This is a genomic window from Microvirgula sp. AG722, assembly GCF_003269145.1.
In the GTDB taxonomy this organism is placed as follows: domain Bacteria; phylum Pseudomonadota; class Gammaproteobacteria; order Burkholderiales; family Aquaspirillaceae; genus Microvirgula; species Microvirgula aerodenitrificans.
Window position 1 is genome coordinate 33,396 of record NZ_QLTJ01000019.1, and the last position, 23,000, is coordinate 56,395.

Annotated in this window: 17 protein-coding genes; 15 read left to right on the forward strand and 2 right to left on the reverse strand. The window is 65.0% G+C overall.

Annotation, left to right across the window (positions count from 1 at the left end):
- Positions 1 to 2 precede the first annotated feature (2 nt).
- The 9 genes from DFO50_RS16720 (at position 3) to DFO50_RS16760 (ending at position 15,724) form a co-directional block, all read left to right on the forward strand.
- Positions 3 to 758 carry an ABC transporter permease gene (locus DFO50_RS16720; RefSeq protein WP_028500665.1) on the forward strand — a complete coding sequence of 252 codons (756 nt, stop codon included), beginning with the start codon at positions 3 to 5 and terminating at the stop codon, positions 756 to 758.
- 5 nt (positions 759 to 763) lie between these two features.
- A complete protein-coding gene (locus DFO50_RS16725; protein WP_028500664.1) occupies positions 764 to 1,000 on the forward strand; it encodes a BolA family protein in 237 nt (78 codons plus the stop codon).
- Positions 1,000 to 2,250 carry a UDP-N-acetylglucosamine 1-carboxyvinyltransferase gene (gene murA, locus DFO50_RS16730; RefSeq protein WP_028500663.1) on the forward strand — a complete coding sequence of 417 codons (1,251 nt, stop codon included), beginning with the start codon at positions 1,000 to 1,002 and terminating at the stop codon, positions 2,248 to 2,250. Before DFO50_RS16725 ends, murA begins: the two co-directional genes overlap by 1 nt.
- A gap of 318 nt (positions 2,251 to 2,568) precedes the next feature.
- A complete protein-coding gene (locus tag DFO50_RS16735; RefSeq protein ID WP_158537491.1) occupies positions 2,569 to 6,678 on the forward strand; it encodes an autotransporter outer membrane beta-barrel domain-containing protein in 4,110 nt (1,369 codons plus the stop codon).
- Between the two features lie 202 nt (positions 6,679 to 6,880).
- Positions 6,881 to 8,014, forward strand: a complete 1,134-nt coding sequence (locus DFO50_RS16740) for a hypothetical protein (RefSeq protein WP_146745125.1) — start codon at positions 6,881 to 6,883, stop codon at positions 8,012 to 8,014.
- Between the two features lie 8 nt (positions 8,015 to 8,022).
- Positions 8,023 to 12,264 (forward strand): autotransporter outer membrane beta-barrel domain-containing protein, encoded by a 4,242-nt coding sequence (locus DFO50_RS16745; RefSeq protein WP_112692889.1) that lies wholly within the window; start codon positions 8,023 to 8,025, stop codon positions 12,262 to 12,264.
- A 130-nt stretch (positions 12,265 to 12,394) separates the two neighbouring features.
- Positions 12,395 to 13,318, forward strand: coding sequence for a CobD/CbiB family protein (locus tag DFO50_RS16750; protein ID WP_028500470.1), 924 nt, complete (start codon positions 12,395 to 12,397; stop codon positions 13,316 to 13,318).
- 250 nt (positions 13,319 to 13,568) lie between these two features.
- Positions 13,569 to 14,954, forward strand: coding sequence for a DEAD/DEAH box helicase (locus DFO50_RS16755; protein WP_028500471.1), 1,386 nt, complete (start codon positions 13,569 to 13,571; stop codon positions 14,952 to 14,954).
- 26 nt (positions 14,955 to 14,980) lie between these two features.
- On the forward strand, positions 14,981 to 15,724 hold the full coding sequence (locus DFO50_RS16760; RefSeq protein WP_107888679.1) for an NAD-dependent protein deacylase: 744 nt from the start codon (positions 14,981 to 14,983) through the stop codon (positions 15,722 to 15,724).
- A gap of 6 nt (positions 15,725 to 15,730) precedes the next feature.
- Here DFO50_RS16760 and DFO50_RS16765 read toward each other — a convergent pair whose 3' ends face one another.
- A complete protein-coding gene (locus tag DFO50_RS16765) occupies positions 15,731 to 16,183 on the reverse strand; it encodes an Rrf2 family transcriptional regulator (protein WP_028500473.1) in 453 nt (150 codons plus the stop codon).
- A gap of 81 nt (positions 16,184 to 16,264) precedes the next feature.
- On the opposite strand from DFO50_RS16765, the gene DFO50_RS16770 reads away from it, so the two are divergent.
- The 4 genes from DFO50_RS16770 to DFO50_RS16785 all read left to right on the forward strand — a co-directional run bounded on the left by DFO50_RS16770 (position 16,265) and on the right by DFO50_RS16785 (position 19,968).
- The gene (locus tag DFO50_RS16770) at positions 16,265 to 16,588 is read left to right on the forward strand and encodes a metal-sulfur cluster assembly factor (RefSeq protein WP_036386950.1); all 324 of its coding nucleotides are present in this window, start codon (positions 16,265 to 16,267) and stop codon (positions 16,586 to 16,588) included.
- A gap of 33 nt (positions 16,589 to 16,621) precedes the next feature.
- Positions 16,622 to 17,671 (forward strand): hypothetical protein, encoded by a 1,050-nt coding sequence (locus tag DFO50_RS16775; protein ID WP_112692890.1) that lies wholly within the window; start codon positions 16,622 to 16,624, stop codon positions 17,669 to 17,671.
- 141 nt (positions 17,672 to 17,812) lie between these two features.
- Positions 17,813 to 18,298 carry a MarR family winged helix-turn-helix transcriptional regulator gene (locus DFO50_RS16780; protein ID WP_233495295.1) on the forward strand — a complete coding sequence of 162 codons (486 nt, stop codon included), beginning with the start codon at positions 17,813 to 17,815 and terminating at the stop codon, positions 18,296 to 18,298.
- A gap of 149 nt (positions 18,299 to 18,447) precedes the next feature.
- Positions 18,448 to 19,968, forward strand: a complete 1,521-nt coding sequence (locus tag DFO50_RS16785; protein ID WP_112692891.1) for a fumarate hydratase — start codon at positions 18,448 to 18,450, stop codon at positions 19,966 to 19,968.
- A 175-nt stretch (positions 19,969 to 20,143) separates the two neighbouring features.
- Here the strand turns inward: DFO50_RS16785 and DFO50_RS16790 are convergent, their stop codons facing one another.
- A complete protein-coding gene (locus DFO50_RS16790) occupies positions 20,144 to 20,458 on the reverse strand; it encodes a hypothetical protein (RefSeq protein ID WP_028500478.1) in 315 nt (104 codons plus the stop codon).
- 195 nt (positions 20,459 to 20,653) lie between these two features.
- Between DFO50_RS16790 and ompR the strand changes: the two genes are divergently transcribed.
- The gene (gene ompR, locus DFO50_RS16795; protein WP_028500479.1) at positions 20,654 to 21,388 is read left to right on the forward strand and encodes a two-component system response regulator OmpR; all 735 of its coding nucleotides are present in this window, start codon (positions 20,654 to 20,656) and stop codon (positions 21,386 to 21,388) included.
- Entirely contained in the window at positions 21,388 to 22,749 is a 1,362-nt protein-coding gene (locus DFO50_RS16800; protein ID WP_028500480.1) for an ATP-binding protein, read from the forward strand. The genes ompR and DFO50_RS16800 overlap by 1 nt, the downstream gene beginning before the upstream one ends.
- The last annotated feature ends 251 nt before the right edge of the window (positions 22,750 to 23,000 follow it).

Below are 23,000 nucleotides of genomic sequence, written 5' to 3' on the forward strand. Positions count from 1 at the left end.
ACATGTACGGCTTCGTCACCCTGTTCAAGAAGGAAATCCTTCGTTTCTGGAAGGTGGCCTTCCAGACCGTCGCCGCGCCGGTACTGACCGCGCTGCTGTATCTGCTGGTGTTCTCGCACGCGCTGTCCGGGCGGGTCGACGTCTATCCGGGCGTCAGCTACGTGATGTTCCTTATTCCCGGGCTGATGATGATGTCGATGCTGCAAAACGCTTTTTCCAATAGCTCGTCCAGCCTGATCCAGAGCAAAATCACCGGCAATCTGGTCTTCATCCTGCTGCCGCCGCTGTCGCATATGGAAATCTTCTCCGCCTATCTGCTGGCCTCGGTCGTGCGCGGCCTGCTGGTCGGCGCCGGCGTGTGGCTGGTGACACTGTGGGCCGGCTTCCCGCCGATTGCGCATCCGCTGTGGCTGCTGGCCTTTGCCGTGCTCGGCTGCGGCATCCTCGGTGCACTGGGCATCATCGCCGGGGTCTGGGCCGACAAATTCGACCAGCTGGCCTCGTTCCAGAACTTCATCATCATGCCGCTGACCTTCCTGTCCGGCGTGTTCTACTCCGTGCACAGCCTGCCGCCGTTCTGGTACGCGGTGTCGCACCTGAATCCGGTTTTTTACATGATCGACGGCTTCCGCTTCGGCTTCTTCGGCCATGGCGACGTCGATCCGTCGTTGAGTTTCGCCGTGGTGGCGACCGCCTTCGTGCTGGTGTCGGCCATTACGCTCAGACTATTGCAATCCGGTTACAAATTGAGGCGCTAACAACCATGGTGACACCTGATCAGATCAAGCAATACATTGAGGCCGGCCTCGACTGTACCGTGCTGGAAGTGCAGGGCGATGGCCACCACTTCGACGCCGTGATCGTCAGCCCGGGTTTCTCCGGCAAATCCCGCGTGGCCCAGCACCAGCTGGTCTACAAGGTGCTTGGCGACCGCATGCGCGAAGAAATCCACGCCCTGTCGATGAAAACCTTTTCCCCTGAAGAGTGGGCCGCCCGCTGATGGACAAACTGAAACTGACCGGCAACGGTCCGCTGAACGGCGAAATCACTGTTTCCGGCGCCAAGAATGCGGCGCTGCCGATCCTGTGCGCATCGCTGCTGACCGCTGACACCCTGTACCTGAGCAACGTGCCGCAACTGCGCGACGTGCTGACCACGCAGAAACTGCTGCAGGGCATGGGCGCGCGGGTCATGACCGACAACGTCTGCGAGCTCGAGATCACGGCCAGCCACATCGACAACCTGGTCGCGCCGTACGAACTGGTCAAGACCATGCGCGCCTCGATCCTGGTGCTCGGCCCGACCCTGGCCCGCTTTGGCGAAGCCAGCGTCAGCCTGCCCGGCGGCTGCGCGATCGGCTCGCGCCCGGTCGACCAGCACATCAAGGGCCTGGAAGCGATGGGCGCCGAGATCGTGATCGAGCACGGCTACGTGAAGGCACGCGGCCGGCTCAAGGGGGCCCGCATCACCATGGACATGGTCACCGTGACCGGCACCGAGAACCTGCTGATGGCGGCGACGCTGGCCGAAGGCACCACCATCCTCGAAAACGCCGCCCGCGAACCGGAAATCACCGACCTCGCGGTCTGCCTGAACAAGATGGGCGCGCGCATCCGCGGTCTCGGCACCGACACCCTGACCATCGACGGCGTCGAACGCCTGCACGGTGCGCATCACGCCGTGATGCCGGACCGGATCGAAGCCGGCACCTTCCTCGTCGCCGGCGCCATGACCCGGGGCAAGATCCTGCTGCGCAACGCCCGCGCCGTGGATCTGGAAGCCGTACTGGACAAGCTGGTCGAGTGCGGCGCCGTGATCGAGGCCGGCGACGACTGGATCTCGCTGGACATGAAGCAGCGGCCGAAGGCAGTCAGCCTGTGCACATTGCCGCATCCGGCCTTCCCGACCGACATGCAGGCGCAGTTCATGGCGCTGAACAGCATCGCCGACGGCGTGTCGACCATTACCGAGACCATCTTCGAGAACCGTTTCATGCACGTGTCCGAACTGGCGCGCATGGGCGCACGCATCGAAGTGGACGGCAATACCGCCACCGTGACCGGCGTCGAACGGCTGTCCGGCACCACGGTGATGGCGACCGACCTGCGTGCTTCGGCCAGCCTGGTGATCGCCGGCCTGGTAGCCGATGGTGAAACCCTGGTCGACCGCATCTACCACCTCGACCGCGGCTACGAGAATATCGAAAAGAAGCTGGGTGCCGTTGGCGCGAAGATCGAGCGCATCAGCTGATCGGGCTGCACGAAAGCAGGAAACCCCGGACCGGCATCGCCGCTCCGGGGTTTTTCATGCCGGCCCCATCCGGTCCGGCGATTCCCGGGCCCGGCAACAAGTCGGCACAGCCTGCCCCGCACACGGCTATTTCTGGTGTAAGTAATTTCTTATTGTTGTTTAAGTTTTTTCTTGGTTATTTGCAGTAATTTCAATGGGTTGAGTGCGTAAAGTTTGCGGGGGGAGGGCCGATCCAGTTGAGAGGTTCTTCATTCTGGAAACGACACGATGCGTCCTGTGTACTATCGCCTGCAAGCTCTCGGGCGGCAGCAATCTTTCATGCGCATGCGCGCTTGCCGGCTGAGTCTGAGCCGCTGGCTGCGGCAACTGCTGACGACTTTTTACCGCGCGAGCGGACTGGTGGTCGTGGCAGCCTTCTCCTTCGGCCCTTCGATGGCGGAAGCCAGGGAGAACGCCGAGGAAGTCTCCTCTTCCGGCCGGCGCGGCCGCAGCCATCAGAGCGAAGGGCTGCTGGATGAAGTCTGGACCTTGCCGGAAGACCCGTGTCCGGACGAGGATGATCTGTCGGGCCGCTGTGGCCGCGGACCGGAAACCGTGGATGAGACCGGGGCCGGACCGTTGCCGCTGACGGACCTGGCGCCGCCTGCCATTGCCGGCGTGGCGGCACTGTCCGCGCTGGTGATGACGCGAAACGGTGAGGGCGGCAGCTCTCCGGCGGCGCCTGCCGCGACTGCCGTGCCCCCATCTTCCACGCCGCCGCCGGCCTCGCCATCGCCAGTGTCATCCCCGTCTCCGGCTGGAGGGGCAAACGTGTCCCTTCCTGCGTCGTCACAGCCGACCGTGGATTCGCCACGGCCGCTGGTTGCATCATCACTGCGCGCGGTGCCGCAGTCCGATGCATCGTCCCCGCCGTCCCGTGACTTGCTGCCGCAGCCGGTCGCGTCGCCGCTTCGGTCTTCCATTCCACCGGCAGACGTCGCTGCGCGCACCGGCCCCCAGTCCGGACTGGACCTGCACGGCCAGCGGCTTCTGCTCGGCAGTGGCATTCAGAACAACACCTCCGTCTTGAGAGCGGGGGCGCTGTCGCTGGCGGAGAACACCGTTTTCACCAACACCGGCATCATCGACGATGTGGTGCTGGCGGTCGATGGCGGCAAGCTGTACAACGCCGCCGGAGCGGACATGACACTGGCGTCGTCGGGCAGCAGCCAGTTTCGTGGCGGCTCCCGCATTGTCAACGAAGGCACGCTGACCCTGTCCCGTGCGCTTTCCGGCAGTGGCGTGCTGCTGAACCGGCCAGACGCCCTCATGCGTCTGAGCGGCGCCGGCGAAGTGCATTCCAGCCGCGCCGGTTCGTTCATCAACCAGGGCGACATTCAGGCGAGCGGGGCGACCGCGGATGGCCGGAGCCGGGCGATTTTCGTTGACGGCTGGTCCCACGGCGCCGGATTGACGCTCAACACCGGATCGATGCGGGCGAGTGGCGGGTATGGCGTGATGGCGACCGGCAGCCGCATGCAGCAGGAAGGGCGCAATGTGTTCGTCAATCGCGGCGACATCGATTTCAGCGCAGAAGCAGGCGCGACCCGGGCCCTGCACGTGAAAGCGCATCATCGCGGTCACGACCTGCTTAACGATACGGGAGGCGTCATCACCGTACGGGGTGATAATGCCGTTGCCATGCAGAGCGACAGTGATTCGCAGATAGTGAATCGCGGCACCATCAATCTGGGCGACAAGGGCGACAGCGGACGCGGCATGGTGGCCATGGTGCTGGGCAATGCCGCCAGCGGTGCCATTGTCAACGATACGGGCGGGGTGATCTCGATCCGGGCGAAGGCATCGTACGCATTCCGGGTCGATGGCAGTGCCGGCATGCTGATCAACCGGGGCGAGGTCAGGCTGGACTGTGGCGACGGCAGTTGTGGCATTTTTGCTGACAATTACAGCCGTGCGCGTGACGCCAGCGGTAGCGCCGCCGATGCCGGTTTCGCGTTCCAGCACCGGATCGGCGAAGCGATGTCGGCGACGCTGGCTGCCCTGACGTCGCCGCCCGGCGATGCGCAATGGCGTGAGCAGATCGCGGCAGAGGCCGCCGGTCGACAGCCCGCAGGCGGCCGGATGCCGCTGTCCTCTCCCCCGTGCGACCTGCGCGGCCAGCAACTGCTGGTCGATTACCAGCGCCAGCTCACTCATGCCGATACCCTGCAGAACGGTAGCTTGCTGGTCGCCAGCAAGGCGACATTCAGCAACCGCGGTGCGCTTGAGCGCGTTGCACTGGATGTGACCGGCACGGCGGACAACCAGTCCGGCGGTCACATCGTGCTTGACGCCCCCGCCCGGATCCGCGGCCAGTTCAGCAACCAGAGCGGTGGCGACGTGCGACTGCACAGGGAGGGTACATTCCACTACCGGCAGGGCGGCTCGTTTGCCAATCACGGCACGATCGTGGCGACGCAGGCCGCGCCGGACCCGTTCGGGCGGGCAATCCTCGACGAGGGCGGCACGCCTGACGGACTGCGGATCAATACCGGCACCCTGAGTGCGGATGGTGGGTATGGCGTGATGAAGACCCGGTCGGCCATGGCGGCCGGGCGCAATGTATTCGTCAACCGCGGCGGCATCGGTTTCGCGGCCGGGAACGGTGCGGCCCGGGCGCTGCAGGTCGGCACGTCGCATACCGGTCACGATCTGCTCAACGACCGTGATGGCGTGATTGCCGTGAGCGGCGACAATGCCGTGGCAATGTACAGCGACAGCGACTCGTTCATGGTGAACCGCGGCACATTGCGCCTCGGGGAGCGGGGGACGCGCGATACCGGCATGGTTGCCATGGCACTGGGCCGGAATGCGACCGGCACGATCGTCAACGATGTCGGTGGCGTGATCGACATCCGGGCCAGGGAATCGTATGCCTTCCGTATCGAAGGGGATGACGGTCACCTGATCAATCGCGGTACCGTGCGCCTGGACTGTGGCGATGGCAGTTGCGGCGTGTTTCGCGACGCCGGCACCGCCGCCCGGGATGCCGGCGGCACGGCGGTCGATCGTGAGCGGGTCAATCCGGCCCGCCTCCAGCAGGCGCTGGACGAGGACCGGCCGCGTCGCGCGGCGGCCCCGCTGAACGGCTATGTGGTCGGCACCTTGCCGGACGGCAGCGCCGGTACCCTGTCCGGCTCACACCTCGATGCGCGGGGCGTGATGATCGATACCGGCTTCACCGCCGGCACGGCGGCGCGCGAAGCCACGTTCGACAAGGTGCTGCGGGGGGAGCGGATCGACGGCATTGACGGCATTGCTTCGCGGACTGCCGTATGGCAGGCACAGGCGCATCGCGATGGCGACGGTGATGTCGGCGTCACCCTGAGCAAGAACGACTACCGCGAGCTGGTCAGCGACAGCGCATTGCGGCCGGTGGCCGCCGCGCTGGAACGCGGCTACGACGGACGCGCCCTGTATCGCAGCCTGGAACTGGGCAGCGCGGCGGAAATCACGGATGCCGTGCGCCAGCTGTCCGGCGCCGGTCTCGACCGGGCGCTGCGTCCGCTGCAGAGGCTGGAACCGCGCTTCGACCGGATGGCCGATGCCGCCCGGCCGGATGCCGCCGGCTTCAGCTTCTCCCTGCTCGGGCGCGGCGAGCCCGGCTCGCGCCTGGGAGAGGTATCACATGACATGGCCGTGGTCGGCCAGCGCATCGGGCTGGGACCGGATGACCGGATCGATGTGCGCTATGGCATCGCCAGTCTCAAACCGCAGGCGGGAGCCGGCCGCAACGGCCCCGACGGCATCAGCCAGGTATTTGCGCTGGACCATGCCCGCGTGCTGGGACGCGGAGTCAGAATGGAAAGCCGTGTCCGCTACCTTCAGCACCAACTGAATACCCAGCGAACGCTGCGCTACGGCAGCGTCGACGAGCAGGCCAGTGCCAGCCATCGGCGCGACCAGTTCAGCGGGCAGACGCTTCTGGTGCAGTCGCTGCCGGTGGCGGACGGGCTGACGCTGGAGCCCTCGTTCGGCATGCGCTGGCGTCACCAGCGCGACGCGGCACTGGAAGAACGCGGTGCGGGCGACTACGGCTTGAGCCTGTCGTCGCAACGCCAGACGGCGCTGGATGGCGTACTGGGATTGCGGATTGGCTACGACGGCGTTCATCCCGGCACCGGCCGCGGGTGGCGCGTCGATGCCGCCCTGAATGTCCGCCCGCTCCTGTATCGGCAGCGCGGGAAGCGGATGGCACGGCTGAACGGCGCCCCCGATGCCCGCTTTGCCTTGCCGTCCACGAACGATGACGGCAGCGCAGCCCATGACGGGCAGCTGGGCCTTCGTTACCAGGGGCAGGCGGGGCGCTTCAGCCTCAATGCCTACATCGGCCGTGAGGGGGCCGCTCGCGACAGGGGGGTGAGTATCGATTACCAGTATGCGTTCTGACCGGCGAGGCAGATTCGGAAAAGGGAGAAACAGCCGGCCATTTCCATGGCGCCCAATGGATTATTCCTGCTTTTGGCGGGGATATTTATAGGGTCATTCATGGAATAACTGCCTGTTAGTTTCGGCGCTTTCTTATGGAACCGGCTGGGGGACTGGATTGAAATGGGGGCTTGTGTTTATTCCGGACTGATGGGGCTCCCGCATGAATTCAACCTATGCTTATCCGAACGATACCGGCCTTCTCTCCCGCTGGCAGGGGGCCACCAGACCGCTCTCGTTTCTGCGAGGACTGAACACTTTCCTGGGAGCCGGTAGCGTGATGGCTGCCGTGATGATGGCCGGTGTGGTTCCGGCGGCCGAAGGGCGGGAACCGGCCACTACCTCCACGACCTGGAGGGGGATGGCACGGTCGGAGGACGTCGATGAGGAGGCGCGATGCCTTGCGGCAAGCCCGGCCGCTATCCCGTGCCGGTACATGTCGCTGGCCGCGTGGCCGGCGCACAGCGCATGGGGACAGGAAGGGGGCGTGGCCGGGGAGAAGTCGGGCTGGTTCGCCGGGAAGGGGCTGGTGCTGGCCGGAGTGGGCGGCTCCATTGCCCTGACCGCGCTGGCGCTGGCCAGCAGTGGCGCATCGGGTTCTCCCGACCGGGGGCGGGCAGCCACCACCGGCCCCGCTGCAGGCAAGCCTCCCGAGCCGGTTGCCCGGGTGGTTCCTTCCGGGGACATGTCGTCCCCATCTCCGGATATATCGTCTCCCCCCAACGACGTGCAGCCGCCCCCCAACGACGTGCAGCCGCCCCCCAACGACGTGCAGCCGCCCCCCAATGACGTGCAGCCTCCTCCCAACGACGTGCAGCCTCCTCCCAACGACGTGCAGCCTCCTCCCAACGACGTGCAGCCGCCCCCCAGCGACGCGTTGCCTCCGCCTGTGACTTCGCTGCGGTCCGGTACACAGGCTCCGGTCATGGACCTGATGGGGCATCAATTGCGCCTTGTCGCCGGCGGGGAACTGGAGAACCCGGGTTATCTGCACAATGGCAAGCTTGAGATCGGGGACGGTAACGCATTCGTCAACACCGGGATCGTCGACGGGATCACGCTGGCCACAGCCAGGGGGGGCAGCACGACCAACAGGGGGGAGATGCGGCTGGAGCAGGGCGCCCGCCTGACCGGCACGTTGCTCAATGACACGCCTGGCCTGATCCGTCTGTCCGGGCTGGGCCATGTCGCGTATGAGGAGAACGGTTCCTTCATCAACCACGGGATGATCGTGGCGGACCAGACCAGCAGGCCGGATGACTTGCAGGCCATCTTCATGGACGGGCGCGGCGCCTGACCGGCACGTTGCTCAATGACACGCCTGGCCTGATCCGTCTGTCCGGGCTGGGCCATGTCGCGTATGAGGAGAACGGTTCCTTCATCAACCACGGGATGATCGTGGCGGACCAGACCAGCAGGCCGGATGACTTGCAGGCCATCTTCATGGACGGGCGCGGCGACGGCGACGGCCAGCAGATCAATACCGGGCGCCTGGTGGCCAGTGGCGGCTATGGCGTGATGACCACCACCATGCTGATGCGTACCTCGTCGAGCTATCACGAAAACCGGCGCAACCTGTTCATCAATCGCGGCAATATCCGCTTCACCGCCGACAAGGGCACACGGCATGCGCTCTTCGTGAAGGCGGGCCATGCCGGCCATGACGTGCTCAACGACGGCATCCTCACCGTGCTGGGGAATGGTGCGGTGGCAATGCGTACCGACAGCGAGTCCAGGCTGGTCAATCGCGGCATCATCAACCTGGGAGAGGAAGGCAGCACCGACAGCGGGCAGGTGGCCATGATGATGGGCAAGGATGCCATGTCGTCTGCCGTCATCCTCAACGACGAAAAGGGCGAGATCAACGTCTACAGCAGCAACTCTTACGCATTCGCCATCCTGGGTGATGATTTTTATCATAACCGGGTGCTGATAAACCGCGGCAAGGTCAACCTGCTCTGCAATGACAAGAGCTGCGGTACCTTCCGCCCGGGGACGGAAAAACAGGACAAGAGCGACAGATACCCGTCCCTCGTGCTGCCGGAGCGGCTGCGTGCCGAGCTGAAAAAAACGGAGCCATCCCGGGACACGTTGCCGGCAGGTACCGACCTGCCTCCCCTGCAGGCAAGCCCGGCCCCCACCGGCACGCTGGATCTGCAAGGGCACGTGCTGGACATTCAGGGCGGCCAGGCGCGAACGCAGTCTGGCCAGTTGTCCAACGGCGTGCTGAATGTGGCGACGCCGCTCAAGTTCCTCAACGCCGGCTCGGCCAGCAGGATGGGGGTGACGATCGGGGGCGAGCTGCGCAATGCCGGCGCGCTGGGCGTGGACCGGTCATCCTCGGTGTCCGGTCTGCTCCTTAACCGCGAGCGGGGCACGCTGCACCTGAGCGGGACGGGCAGCATCGGCTACCGGTACAACGGCTCGTTCTTCAACTACGGCCTTGTCACGGCCAGTGCTGCGGCGGTCGATGCCGAGGGACGCGCGCCGGTGATCTATCGCCGCCACGCCGCGTCGGACTCGACCGGGCGTGGCGTCAATCTGGGGACACTGACGGCGCAAGGCGGCTATGGCGTGATGGAAAGCCACGGCAGCATGACGACCCCGACCGGCAAGCCCGAGCGGCGCCATGTGTTCGTCAATCGCCGCAACATCGAGTTCACGGCTGCCGGCAATGCCCGGCGCGCGCTGAATGTCATGACTGGCCATCAGGGACATGACCTGTTCAACGCCGGCGTGATTACCGTGCATGGAGACGGGGCCGTGGCGATGTACAGCGACAGCGATTCCCAGATGATCAATGCCGGCACCATCAACCTGGGGGAAAAAGGCAGCAAGGCCCGCGGACAGTACGCGATGGTGCTGGGAAATCAGGCAACACAGAATGCCCTCATCGTCAATGCGCCGAAGGGGGTGATCAACGTCCACAGCGACGACTCGCATGCATTCCTGGTCGCGGCCGGGCGATTTGCCTTCCTGATGAACATGGGGGCAGTCAATCTGCTCTGCCCAAGCACGCGCTGCAGAACATACACGGACGACACGACGCGTGCCCACGACCGGTCCGAGTTTTATTCGCAGCGGGCCTATCATGCCGATCTGGCCGCGGAGGTGGACGGCATACGGGGCGGAATTGAAGATGGCGACCTGTCGCCGGACACAAATGGTGCAGGCCAGGTGCCAGCGCCAACCCGGGACTACAGCAATCTGCCGCGTACCGAACTGCCGGGCGGCCTGTGGAAGATCGACAGCCGGGGGAGTGTGCAGACTCACGACGGCGCCGTCGAATCCGGCCGCGTGGAGATCGTGGCCGGGACGTTGAACAACACCGGCCGCATGCAGCTGACATCGCTGACGATCGACAGTGACGGAAACCCGGTGCCGGCCGGCTTTTTCAATAACCACCGCCAGCTCAGTCTGAGCGCTTACTCTCCCGTGGATGGCACGCTGACCAACGAGAAGCACGCAACCCTCAACCTGACAGGCAGTGCCAGCATCGGGGTGTACCGGAATGGCTCGTTCGTCAACCATGGTTTTGTCATGGCCACGAGGCCCGCAGCCGGCGGCGACAAGGCGCCGGCGATCTACAAGGACGGCTGGTCGTTCGGCAAGGGCGTGACCCTGAATACCGGCAAACTGGTGGCGGACAGCGGCTACGGCGTGCTGGCGACATCGAGCGCCATGAACACGTCCGGCGGGCCGGCACGGAACCTGTTCGTCAACAGCGGTGAAATCCTGTTCACCGCGAGCAATGGCACGGTCAATGCCCTGCACGTGAAAACGCAGCACGACGGCCATGACCTGTTTAACGACGGCTACATCGTGCTGTTCGGCGACAAGGCCGTGGGCATGTACAGCGATGCCGATTCACAGCTGGTGAACCGTGGCACCATCACCCTGGCAGGTCAGGGCAGCGGCATGGTGGCGATGATGCTGGGCCCCAGGGCCAGCAGCCGGGCCGCCATCATCAATGAAGGCACCATCAGGATACGTGCCCGGCAGTCGCATGCCTTCCACCTGCAGGGAAGGGGCAAGCTGATCAACCGCGGCCGTGTCATTCTGGAGTGCGGCGATGACGGGGGCTGCGACACGTTCAAGGATCCGCATACCAGGCAGAGCGACAAGAGCGACACACCAGAGGCTGCCGGGCTGGTTTTCCAGCCGCGCATTGCCAAGGCCATCATGGATTCTGCCAGGGATTCTGGCGCCTCGCCGCAGGCCGGGACAAACCCGCTGGACCACTACCAGATCGGTACCAGCGCCAGCAGCGCCGGCACGCTGTCCGGCGATTATCTGGCGCTTGGTCACGACGTCCGCATCGATACCGGTTTTACTGCCGGCACATCGGCCAGACAGCAGGTCTATCCCAAGCTCGTCACCGGCAAGGGGCTGAGCGGCGCCGGCAATATCCGTTCGACCACCGTGGTCTGGGAGGCGCGGGGCTACCATGACAACGACGGCGATATCGGCGTCACCCTGGTCAAGAACGACTACCGCGACCTGATTGCCGACGCGTCGCTGGCACCGGTCGCCAGCGCCCTGGAGCGCAGCTACGGGCGCGGCAGACTGTTCTCCAGCCTGGAACTGCCGGGGCGTGAAGATTTTGCCCGCGCGCTGCGCCAGCTGTCCGGCGCCGGCTTTGACCGGTCACTGCGGGCCGTGCCCACGCTGGAACACCGTTTCGACCGGATGGCCGACAGCGTGGCCGAGGATGCCACCGGCTTCGGCTTCAGGCTGCTCGGGCGTGGCGAACGCGGCAGCCGGCTGGGTGCGTCAGCCTACGACATGGTCGCGCTGCAGCAGCGCTTTGCACCCGGCACGGCGCAACTGGCGGTGCGCTACGGTTTTGCCCGCGTGTCGCCGGGCAGCAGCAAGGACCGGGAGCAGGGACTGGACGGCAGCAGCCAGTACCTTGGCGCCCGCTATGCGCGGCCGCTGACGACCGGGCTGGCCGTGGAGGGCCACCTCGACTACTTCCTGCACCAGTACCGCACCCGGCGCACGCTCGACTATGGCACGGGGAGCAAGGCGGTCAATTACCGGGCGCGGGCCGATCACCGGCGCGACCAGCTGGGGGCCCGGCTGAACCTGGCGCTGGCACAGCCGGTCGGCGGTGCGGTGCTGACCCCGCTGCTTGGCGTCAGGCTGCGCTACCAGCGAGACGGCGCACTGCGGGAACGCGACGCCGGGGCCTTCGGGCTGCGGGTGACGTCGCGGCACGACGTGGCGCTGGAGGCGCTGCTGGGATTGCGTTTCAGCCATGACGGGCGGGATTCGCGGTCGCGAGGCTGGCAGCTGGATGCACAGTTCCATGGCCGACCGGCCATGCTGCGTCAGGCCGGCCGGCGGGAGGCGAGCCTGGCCGGTGCGCCGGATGCCCGCTTTGCCCTGGCGGCGGAGGATGGCCGGCGCCGCTTCGGCTACGACGGTCGGCTGGGCCTCAGCCACCAGGGACGCCACGGGCGCTTCAGCCTGGAGGGCTACCTGAGTCGCGACGACGGCAGTCAGGACCGCGGCGTGATGGCGAACTGGCGGCTGCTGTACTGAGCCCGCGGCTTTTTCTGGCGGTTTTGCCTGCCAGCCCGGGCCGGATGCAGCATTGTCCGGCCCGTCTGCCGTTCTGCCGTTTTGATGGTTTATGGTATTGTCCCAACAACCTGTTTTATCCCGGCACGACATGACTCTGATCTCGATCATCCTGGCTCTCGCGCTGGAGCAGTTGCGGCCGCTCGGCAATCGTAACCGCCTGCTCCTGCAGTTCACCCGTTACGCCAACACGCTCGAACGCAATTTCAATGCGGGCGAGTCCCGCCACGGCATGCTGGCCTGGCTGCTGGCCGTGCTGCTGCCGGTCATCCTGTCGCTGGCCGTGTTTTACTCGCTGCACAAGCTGTCGCCACTGCTGGCGCTGGTCTGGAACGTGGGCATCCTCTATCTGACGATGGGGTTCCGCCACTTTTCCAGTGCGCTGACCGAAATTACCGAGGCGCTGAACGAAGGCCGTGTCATCGACGCACAGCTGTCGCTCGGACGCTGGACCGGGCAGCCGACATCGGAGCTCGACGTCAACGAAATTTCGCGCCTGACCATCGAGCAGGGCGTGGTCGACTCATACCGGCATGTGTTCGGCACCATGTTCTGGTATGTACTGCTGCCGGGGCCGAGCGGTGCGGTGCTGTACCGTCTGGCCAGCATGCTGTACCAGAAGTGGGGCGTGCGCGACCTGCAGTTCGGCGACCGCTTCGGTCTGCCGGCCCGCCGGATCAGCGAATGGCTGGACTGGCTGCCGATCCGGCTGACCAGTGCCACCTTTGCCGTGATGGGAGATTTCGAGGATGCCGTGTACTGCTGGCGTGCCCAGGCCCAGGCCTGGGGCAACTACGCCTACGGCATTCTGCTGGCCAGCGCGGCCGGTGCCATTGGCGTCAAGCTCGGTGATCCGCTGCGGCAGGACTACACCGTCAAGTACCGCCCGGAACTCGGCGTCGGCGACGATGCCGACCCGGATTACCTGAAGCGTGCGATCGGTCTGGTCTGGCGTTCTGTCGTGGTGTGGCTGTTCGTGATCCTGCTGTTCACCGTGGCGCGCGCCCTGGTGTGAGCGGGGGAGGCCGCCCGCCTGCCGATCATCCCGTTGCGCCGGATCAGGGGAAAGCCTGCTCCGGGGGCGGTTTGCCCGCCGCCCGCGGATCTTGCCCCGATTCGGGTCATTCGATGTCGCAAAAGCCCCCCGACTGCGGGGGCTTGGTCATTCCATGCGTATCATTCATGAAAAGCGTGGAATTTCATTGCTTTGGCGCGTATAGTTCGCCCCCTTGAACCGCCACCGTTGTTGCAGGAGATACCACAAGATGTCGTTTGCCGAACTGGGACTGCCCGCAGAGATTCAGCGTGCTATTGATGAGCTCGGCTACAGCGAGCCAACCCCGATTCAGGCGCGCGCCATCCCTGAAGTGCTCGCCGGACGGGACCTGCTTGCCGCCGCCCAGACCGGGACCGGCAAGACTGCCGCGTTCACGCTGCCGATCCTGGCGCGCCTGCGCCGGCATGCCAGCACCAGCGTCAGCCCGGCCATGCACCCGGTGCGCTGCCTGATCCTGACGCCGACCCGCGAACTGGCCGACCAGGTTGCCTCGTCGGTCGAGCAATACCGCAAATACCTGCCGCTGCGTCATGCCGTCGTTTTTGGCGGGATCAATATTGATCCGCAGAAAGAAGCGCTGCGCCGCGGGGTGGAAATCGTCGTCGCCACACCGGGACGCCTGCTCGACCATATCGAACAGAAAACCGTCATCCTGAACCGGGTCGAAATGCTGGTGCTGGACGAAGCCGACCGCATGCTCGACATGGGCTTCATCCCCGACATCCGCCGCATTATCAGCCTGCTGCCGAAGACGCGTCAGACCCTGCTGTTCTCCGCCACGTTCTCGGCCGAGATCAAGCGTCTGTCCAGCGAATTCATGACCGACCCGATCACCATCGAGGTCGCTCGCCAGAACGCGACCGCGGCGTCGATCGAACAGCGCGTGTTCGCCGTCGACGGTGCCCGCAAGCGCCAGCTGCTTGGCCGCCTGATCAATGAGCGCGAAATGACCCAGGTCATCGTGTTCTGCCGCACCAAGCAGGGTGCCGACCGGCTGGCACGCGAACTGCGCCAGTTCGATCACATCCAGGCCGAAGCCATCCACGGCGACAAGGCCCAGCAGGCGCGACTGGATACCCTGGCTTCGTTCAAGGATGGCAAGCTGCGCGTGCTGGTGGCAACCGACATCGCCGCGCGCGGGCTCGACATCACCGAACTGCCGTACGTGGTGAACTTCGAGATGCCGAATTCGCCCGAAGACTACGTGCACCGCATTGGCCGTACCGGCCGCGCCGGCAGCTCCGGTGTTGCCCTGTCGCTGATGAGTGAAGACGAACAGCGCCTGCTCGAAGCCATCGAAAAGCTGACCCGGCAGACGCTGAAGCCGGAATGCCACAACGCCTTCTGGCCGAGCTGGATTCCGCGTCCGGTGACCGAGCGCCCGCCCCGCCCGGCACTGGCCGAACGCAAACCGGCGCCGGTGAAGGCCAGCCGCATCGAGAACGTCGACAACGATCGCAGCGATGTGGATGACGACGACGATGACGAGCTGCCGCTCAGGCAGGGTCGGCGTTTGCCGCTGACCCCGCGCTTCCAGCGCGAGCCGCGCGAAGTGCCGGCACTGTTGCTGCCGCCGCGTTACGAGCGCGCCTGACCCGACTTCCCCTGCCGCCTGATCCGATGACTGCCGAACTCGATCAACTGGCCGGGTGGATTGCTGCCTCCCGGCGTCTGGTCGTCATGACCGGCGCCGGCATGAGCACCGAATCCGGCATCCCCGATTTCCGCTCCTACCAGGGACGCTATACCCGCGACCAGAGTCTGCCGGAAGTGATCTCCATCGATTACTTCTACCGCGACCCGGTCGCATTCTGGGCAGCGTTCAAGGATATTTTCCAGCTGAAGCTGTCCGCCGGCCATGCGCCGAACGACGGTCACCGTCTGCTGGCCGCCCTGGATGACGGAGACCGGCACGTTACCGTCGTCACGCAGAACGTTGACGGCCTGCACGCCCGTGCCGGCAGCCGGCATATCGTCGAAGTCCATGGTTCCATCGAGCGTGCGCAGTGCCCGAGTTGCGGCACCGTGCATGACCTGGACTGGATCAATGCCCACACGCTGCCGGAATGCAGCCGCTGCGGTGACATCCTCAAACCGGATGTCGTGCTGTATGGCGAAGCCGTCGAGCGCATGGACGATGCCGTGGCCGCCCTGGCCGATTGCGACCTGCTGCTGGTGATGGGGTCGTCGCTGGAAGTCGGACCGATCAACCAGTTGCCGCTGATCGCCCGCCGCATCGGCCTGCGCACGGTGCTGGTGAACCTGGGGCCGACCCAGTTCGAGTCGGCCTTCGACCTGCGGATCACCGACCGGATCGGGCTGGTGGCGCGTGAACTCGCGCCGAAACTGGGCCTGACGCTGTAAGCGATATCAGGCCGGCGTGATCGGAATGGTCAGCCCGAGTGCACGGGACAACGGTACCGGTCTTTCCAGCAGCGATGCCAGCGTGTAGTGCCCCAGCGTGGAAAAAAACGCTTCCTGCGCCTCGCGCAATACCCCATACAACAGACAGGCATGCTCGATGCGGCATGCCGAGTGTTCGCTGCCGAAGCACTCGACCAGCGCGTCACTCCCCTCGGTCAGGCGGACCAGCTCGCCCAGATTGATCTGCGCCGGTGCGCGGCCCAGCCGCAGGCCGCCCCCCTTGCCACGCACAGTCAGCAGATAGCCATGCTGGCCCAGCAGGTGCACGACCTTCATCAGATGGTTGGCAGAAATGCGGTAGGTGTCAGCCAGTTCGCCAATGGTGACCAGACGGTCATCGCACAGGGCGGCGTACATCAGCACCCGCAGGCTGTAGTCGGTGAAGGAAGTCAGTCTCATCGGAATTGTCGCCTCATTGATTCGTGGGCCGGGCAGGGCGTACTATTAGTGGTATAAATTTTACATCTTAAAGGGGCCGACATGGCGAATATCGACCGGAATGGCGTACTGGACCTGCTGCGGGACGTGATCGACCCCGAACTGGGGTTCAATATCGTCGACATCGGGCTGATCTACGGCGTCGAGCTGGGCGCCGACAGCCTGTCTGTCAGCATGACCATGACTTCGCCGGCCTGCCCGATGGGGGACATGCTGTATGACGACGTCCGGCAGACCCTGCTCGATGCACTGCCCGACGACTGGCAGATCGACGTCAGCGTGGTCTGGGAGCCGGCATGGTCGCCGGCGCGGATGTCGCCGGAACTGCGGCAACGCTTCGGCTGGCAGGACGACCAGCCGGTCTGACGCCTTTTCCCCTCCATGCCGGCAAGGATTGCCATGAAACTCCGCTTGTTGCTGCTGTTGACGTTCCCGCTGGTGCTGTGGATGGCCGTGGCCGGTGGCCTGGTCAGGGTTGGCGTGCCGGTGCCGACCAGCGCCGGCGGGATTGGCTGGCATGGTGCGCTGATGGTCGGTGGCTTCTTTGGCAGCCTGATTGCGCTGGAGCGGGCGGTGGCGCTCGGCAAGCGCTGGGGCTGGCTGGCCCCGGTCGGTGCCTGGCTCGGCGCCCTGCTGCTGCTGGCCGGACGTCCGGAAGGCATGTTGCTGATCACTGCCGCCAGTCTGATGCTGGTGGCAATGTCGGTCAGTGTCTGGCGCCGGCAGGCACAGAACTTCACCTTTTACCTGGCGGTGGCCGCCGGCTGCTGGAGCATCGGCAATGTGCTGTGGCTGATGGCGCGACCGCTGGCCGAAGTGCTGGGCTGGTGGATGGCCTTTCTGGTGCTGACCATTGCCGCCGAACGGCTGGAACTGTCGCGCTTCGCGCCGCGGCCGCCGTGGGCTGAACGGGCTTTCGATGCCGTCATGCTGCTGTGGCTGGCCGGTCTGCTCAGTGGTGCGGGTCTGCTGACCGGACTGGCGCTGCTGGCGCTGGCGGCCTGGATGGTGCGCTTCGACGTGGCCCGGCATACCGTCCGTGGCCAGGGCCTGCCGCGTTTTGTCGCCATCTGCCTGCTGTCCGGCTATGCCTGGCTGGCGCTATCGGCGCTGGCGCTGATGGCCGGCGGTGGCTATCAGGCCGGGCCGGGATACGACATGGCATTGCACGGCGTGGTGATCGGCTTCGTGCTGTCGATGGTGTTCGGCCATGCGCTGATCATCCTGCCCGCCGTCAGCGGGCTGAAGGCGCGCTACCGGCCACAGTTCTACCTGCCCCTGCTGCTGCTGAATATCGGCCTGCTGATCCGTTTCAGTGGCGGCTGGCTGGCGCGGGCCGACTGGGTCGCGCTCGGCGCATCGCTGAATGGCGTGGCACTGCTGGCCTTCATGCTGCTGATGCTCAATGCACTGCGCGAAGGGCGCCGGCGCTCGCGTCCCGGCCGATAGCGTGGTGCACGCGGCGGTTCGCCGGGGAGGGCTGAATGGACGGTTTCATCTGCTGCCGCCTGTCGGCCGGGCTCGCTTTCGTGCGCGGGGAATGCTTAATGTCATATTGATTGACCTTGGGCAATCATCGAATCACGGGCAATGACGTTACAATGCGCCATCCGCGAGACCATCCATGCCGCCATGCCGACGACCATCATGCCCCATTCCCTCAACGATCCTATCTCGTTGATGTACTACACCTACCGCGCCTTCACCAGCAAACCCGACGAGATGCTGGCTGCTCGCGGTCTGGCCAGGGTCCATCACCGCATCCTGCATTTTGTCGGCAGCAATCCCGGCATCAGCGTCAACATGCTGTTGCGCGTGCTGGGGGTCAGCAAGCAGGCCGTCAATGCGCCGCTGCGCCACCTGCAGGAACAGCAACTGATTGTGGCCGGCATCGCCAGCCATGACCGGCGGGTGAAGGAACTGCGACTGACCGACAGCGGGCAGTCCCTGCTCGGGCAGCTGTCCGAAAACCAATTGCGGATGATGGACGAGATCGCCGCATCGGTCGGCGAAGCGGACATGGCTGCCTGGTGGCGGGTCATGGCCCGGCTGGCGGAATACGCGGCCCGCGACTGACGGCCCGGCGGCATGGCCGGTGGCACGCCGGGGCGGGGCAAGCCCGTCCGGCCGTGCGGATGTTCAATAGACTGTGTGGTCCGCCTTTGTCCGCAGTCTCCGGTACAATCTTGTGACAATTTTCTGCACAAGCGCACCCGGAGAAACAGATGGCCGTCATCCGCCAAGAGGACTTCATCGCCAGCATCGCTGACGCATTCCAGTACATCAGCTACTACCACCCCAAAGATTACATCCAGGCACTGGGCCGCGCGTACGAGCGCGAAGAAAGCCCGGCCGCCAAGGATGCCATCGCCCAGATCCTGACCAACAGCCGACTCTGTGCCGAAGGGCACCGCCCGATCTGCCAGGACACCGGCATTGCCGTGGTGTTCCTGAAAGTCGGCATGAACGTGCGCTGGGATGCGACGCAATCGGTGCAGGACATGGTCAACGAAGGGGTGCGCCGCGCCTATCTGAACCCGGACAACAAGCTGCGCGCGTCCGTGCTGCTCGATCCGGCCGGTCTGCGCAAGAACTCGCGCGACAACACGCCGGCCGTGGTCCACTACGAAATCGTCCCGGGTGACGGCATCGAAGTGATCTGTGCCGCCAAGGGCGGCGGTTCGGAAAACAAGAGCAAGATGGCCATGCTGAACCCGTCCGACTCGATCGTCGACTGGGTACTGAAGACCGTGCCGACCATGGGGGCCGGCTGGTGTCCGCCGGGGATTCTCGGCATCGGCATCGGCGGCACGCCGGAAAAGGCGCTGCTGATGGCGAAGGAATCGCTGATGGCGCCGGTCGATATCGATGAGCTGATCGCCCGCGGTCCGCAGAACCGGGTCGAAGAGCTGCGGCTTGAACTGTTCGACAAGGTCAACGCACTCGGTATCGGCGCCCAGGGCCTGGGCGGCCTGACCACGGTGCTCGACATCAAGATCCTCGACTACCCGACCCATGCCGCCAGCCTGCCGGTGGCCATGATCCCGAACTGTGCCGCGACCCGCCACGTGCACTTCCACCTCGACGGCAACGGCCCGGCGCATCTGGAAACGCCGAAGCTGGAAGACTGGCCGGCAGTCAGCTGGGCGCCGGACACCGAGGTCGCCACCCGTGTCGATCTGGATACGCTGACGCCGGAACAGGTCGCCAGCTGGAAGCCGGGCCAGACCCTGCTGCTGAACGGCAAGATGCTGACCGGTCGCGATGCTGCGCACAAGCGCATCAACGACATGCTGGCCAGGGGGGAAACGCTGCCGGTCGACTTCACCAACCGCGTGATCTACTACGTCGGCCCGGTCGATCCGGTGCGCGACGAGGCCGTCGGCCCGGCCGGCCCGACCACCGCAACGCGGATGGACAAGTTCACCGAAATGATGCTCAGCCAGACCGGCCTGATTTCCATGGTTGGCAAGGCCGAACGCGGCCCGGTTGCGATCGAGGCGATCAAGAAGCACAAGTCCGCCTATCTGATGGCAGTCGGTGGCGCAGCCTACCTGGTGGCAAAGGCCATCAAGCACGCGCGCGTGGTCGGCTTCGAGGACCTGGGCATGGAAGCGATCTACGAGTTCGACGTCAGGGACATGCCGGTGACGGTTGCCGTCGACGCCTGTGGCGAGAGCGTCCACCAGACCGGGCCGAAGACCTGGCAGGCCCGGATCGGCAAGATCCCGGTTGCCGTCGCCTGACCATGCGGAACAAATGAAAACAGCCCGTCAATACTGACGGGCTGTTTTATTTCGGGATTTCAGTGCGGGCTGCCCAAATTTTAGGCAGGAAGGGGAATCCGGTGTGCGGACAGCAACTTGGATGACTTATCCACAGATTGTCCACGCCGCCATCCCCGCTCGCTGGGGACAAGGATCAGAACCGGCGATCATTGCGCCAGCCCTGGGGCGCATCCGGAGCCCAGTCCTGACGGATCGGGCGAACCGGTTCACGGGCGGACCCGGGATCGCGCGGCTGACTGCGCGAGGAGCGGCGCTCCTCCCACTGGCGGCGGGCACGTTCGGCCTGGGCCTGGGTCACATCGCCATTCTCCAGCGCCTGTTGCAGCCGTCGTTCGCGATGCTCCCGCCAGGGTTCGACCTGCTGGCCGCGATCACTCGGCGGCGCTGCCCGGGTCATGGTGGAGATCAGGGCGCCGATCGACAGCAGACTGTAAAACAAGCCTTTCATCAACCTCACCACTCAATGGAAACAATAAATCATATAGGTGAAATGACCTTGCCGGGGCGGCTTCGCCATCTTCCCTCTGATGCCTCGCACTGTACACGCGGCGGTGTTGCGACGCTGTGTCGTGGCGGGCAGGACATGTAAATGACTGTATCGCCTGGATTTGCGGAATAAAAAATCACGAATACACTAGGCACCATGACCCAAGACACGCTGAACACCAAGAAAATCCTCATCGTCGACGACGATCCGCGAATCCGCGAATTGCTGTTGCGTTACCTGCAACAGCAGGGATTCGATGCCGATGCCTACGCCGATGCCAGCCGGCTGGACCAGCGCCTGCAGCAACGCCGGCCGGACCTGATCGTGCTCGACCTGATGCTGCCGGGCGAGGACGGACTGTCCGTGGTGCGGCGCCTGCGGGCGACCGGGGAAACGATTCCGATCATCCTGCTGACGGCCAAGGGCGACGATATCGACCGCATTGTCGGGCTGGAAATGGGCGCCGACGATTACCTCGGCAAACCGTTCAACCCGCGCGAGCTGGTGGCGCGCATCCAGGCCGTCCTGCGGCGCCAGGCACCGGTGCCGGCGCTGGCGGCGGAAACAGCGGCCGGGGAAAGCTACCCGTTCGGTGATTTCGTGCTCGACGCCGGTTGTCGCGAACTGCGGCGCAAGGACGAGCCGGTGGCGCTGACGCCGGCCGAATTCGCCATGCTGCTGGTACTGGTCACCCATCCGCGCAAACCGCTGTCGCGCGAACGGCTGATGCAGCTGGCGCGCGGACGCGATATCGAAGCGTTCGACCGCAGCGTCGACGTGCAGATTTCCCGCCTGCGCAAGCTGATTGAAGCCGACAGCAGCGAACCGCGCTTCATCCGCACCGTGTGGGGCTTTGGTTACGTGTTCGTGCCGGACGGGGAAAACGTCTGATGCGGCTGGTGCCGCGCAGTCTGTTCGGTCGCTTTGCCTGGCTGCTGCTGGGCACGGTGCTGCTCAGCCAGCTGGTGGCGGTGCTGATCTTCGGGGCCAGCCGCGAGCGGCTGATTGCCCAGCAGACGGCCGAACAGATCTTCGACGTCCTCGCCGATGCCGAGCAGCAGCTTGAAGGGTTGCCGGTCGCTGCGCGTGATCGCTTCCTCGATGCGTACAACCACCCGGGCGGGATCAACCTGGTACCGGCCGATGGCCTGATGCCACCGGAGCTGACCCCGTCCACCCGCGAACAGCGCTCGATCATGCAGGCCCTGGCCGCCGGCGGGCTGGTCATTGACGACGCCCGGGTCGAGCGTGACCCGGTCAACGAGCTGTGGCTGGCGGTGACCATTCTCGACAAACCGTACTGGCTGATCCTGCCGCTGGGGCGTCTGCACAGCGAAGTGGGCTCGACCTGGCCGCTGACCATCGTCGCCTTCCTGGCCATCGTGCTGTTCGCCGCTTCATGGATGGCATGGCGCATGTCGCTGCCGCTGGCGCAACTGCATCGGGCTGCGGCGCGGCTGGAGCGTGGCGAAACCCCGGAACCGCTCGTCGAGTCGGGACCGGACGAATTCCGATTGCTGTCACGCCAGTTCAACCGGACCGTACAGGCCCTGCATGAGCTGGAAGGGGACCGCCGCATCATGCTGGCCGGCGTGTCGCATGACCTGCGTACGCCGCTGACCCGCATGCGACTGTCAGTCGAGATGATGGATGAAGCCTGGCTGCGGGATGGCATGCTGACCGACCTGTCCGACATCGAACGCATCCTCAAGCAGTTTTCCGATTACGCGCGCGGCGAACCGGACGAAGCGCTGGAGCGCATTGACCTGTACCTGTTCGCCCGGGACGTGGTCGAACCCTATCAGCGCGACGGCAAACCGGTGAGCCTGGACGACAACCATCCGCTGCTCGACATTCCGATCCGGCCAGTGGCCGTACGGCGTCTGCTCGGCAATCTGATCGACAACGCCCTGCGTTACGGTCAGCCGCCGGTGACGGTTCGTGTACATCAGACTGATGGCTGCCTGTGGTTGCAGGTCCACGATGGCGGCAGCGGTTTTCCGGATGAGGCCACCGCCCGCTTGTTGCGGCCGTTCACGCGCGGTGAAGCGGCCCGAACCGCCGACGGCGGTTCCGGCCTGGGACTGGCCATGGTCAAGCGCATTGCCGATGCACACGCTGCCCGGCTGGCATTCCTCAAGGACACCGACGGTTTCTCCGTCGGTGTCGGTTTCCCGCTTCCGGCGGCGAAACCGGCCCGGAAAGTCATTTCCGCGCTGGCCGAGCGTCGCAAGGGGGCGGCGGAAGGCTGAAACAAAGCCTTTTTCTCTCAAGGACTTGCCGAATCGGTGACAAAAAAGCGGAAAACGGGTGTTGACGGAAGAGAGGGGCGGACGTATAGTTCGCTTCCTCGCTGCACGACGCAGCGCCGAACGAAGCAGCAAGTTGCTGATTCAGTTCGGAAAAACGCTCTTTAACAAAACAGACAACCGATAAGTGTAGGCGCTTGCTGAAAAGCAAGGCTTACACAGTCAAGGAAGAACTTTCAGAAGTTCTTTTGAGA

Bases quoted from the DNA above. Each gene is read 5' to 3' on its own strand.
- DFO50_RS16750 (WP_028500470.1), top strand. From the start codon at position 12,395: ATGACTCTGATCTCGATCATCCTGGCTCTCGCGCTGGAGCAGTTGCGG.
- DFO50_RS16785 (WP_112692891.1), top strand. From the start codon at position 18,448: ATGGCCGTCATCCGCCAAGAGGACTTCATCGCCAGCATCGCTGACGCA.
- DFO50_RS16720 (WP_028500665.1), top strand. From the start codon at position 3: ATGTACGGCTTCGTCACCCTGTTCAAGAAGGAAATCCTTCGTTTCTGG.
- DFO50_RS16725 (WP_028500664.1), top strand. From the start codon at position 764: ATGGTGACACCTGATCAGATCAAGCAATACATTGAGGCCGGCCTCGAC.
- murA (WP_028500663.1), top strand. From the start codon at position 1,000: ATGGACAAACTGAAACTGACCGGCAACGGTCCGCTGAACGGCGAAATC.
- DFO50_RS16760 (WP_107888679.1), top strand. From the start codon at position 14,981: ATGACTGCCGAACTCGATCAACTGGCCGGGTGGATTGCTGCCTCCCGG.
- DFO50_RS16800 (WP_028500480.1), top strand. From the start codon at position 21,388: ATGCGGCTGGTGCCGCGCAGTCTGTTCGGTCGCTTTGCCTGGCTGCTG.
- DFO50_RS16775 (WP_112692890.1), top strand. From the start codon at position 16,622: ATGAAACTCCGCTTGTTGCTGCTGTTGACGTTCCCGCTGGTGCTGTGG.
- DFO50_RS16770 (WP_036386950.1), top strand. From the start codon at position 16,265: ATGGCGAATATCGACCGGAATGGCGTACTGGACCTGCTGCGGGACGTG.
- ompR (WP_028500479.1), top strand. From the start codon at position 20,654: ATGACCCAAGACACGCTGAACACCAAGAAAATCCTCATCGTCGACGAC.
- DFO50_RS16735 (WP_158537491.1), top strand. From the start codon at position 2,569: ATGCGCATGCGCGCTTGCCGGCTGAGTCTGAGCCGCTGGCTGCGGCAA.
- DFO50_RS16765 (WP_028500473.1), bottom strand. From the start codon at position 16,183: ATGAGACTGACTTCCTTCACCGACTACAGCCTGCGGGTGCTGATGTAC.
- DFO50_RS16740 (WP_146745125.1), top strand. From the start codon at position 6,881: ATGAATTCAACCTATGCTTATCCGAACGATACCGGCCTTCTCTCCCGC.
- DFO50_RS16755 (WP_028500471.1), top strand. From the start codon at position 13,569: ATGTCGTTTGCCGAACTGGGACTGCCCGCAGAGATTCAGCGTGCTATT.
- DFO50_RS16790 (WP_028500478.1), bottom strand. From the start codon at position 20,458: ATGAAAGGCTTGTTTTACAGTCTGCTGTCGATCGGCGCCCTGATCTCC.
- DFO50_RS16780 (WP_233495295.1), top strand. From the start codon at position 17,813: ATGACGTTACAATGCGCCATCCGCGAGACCATCCATGCCGCCATGCCG.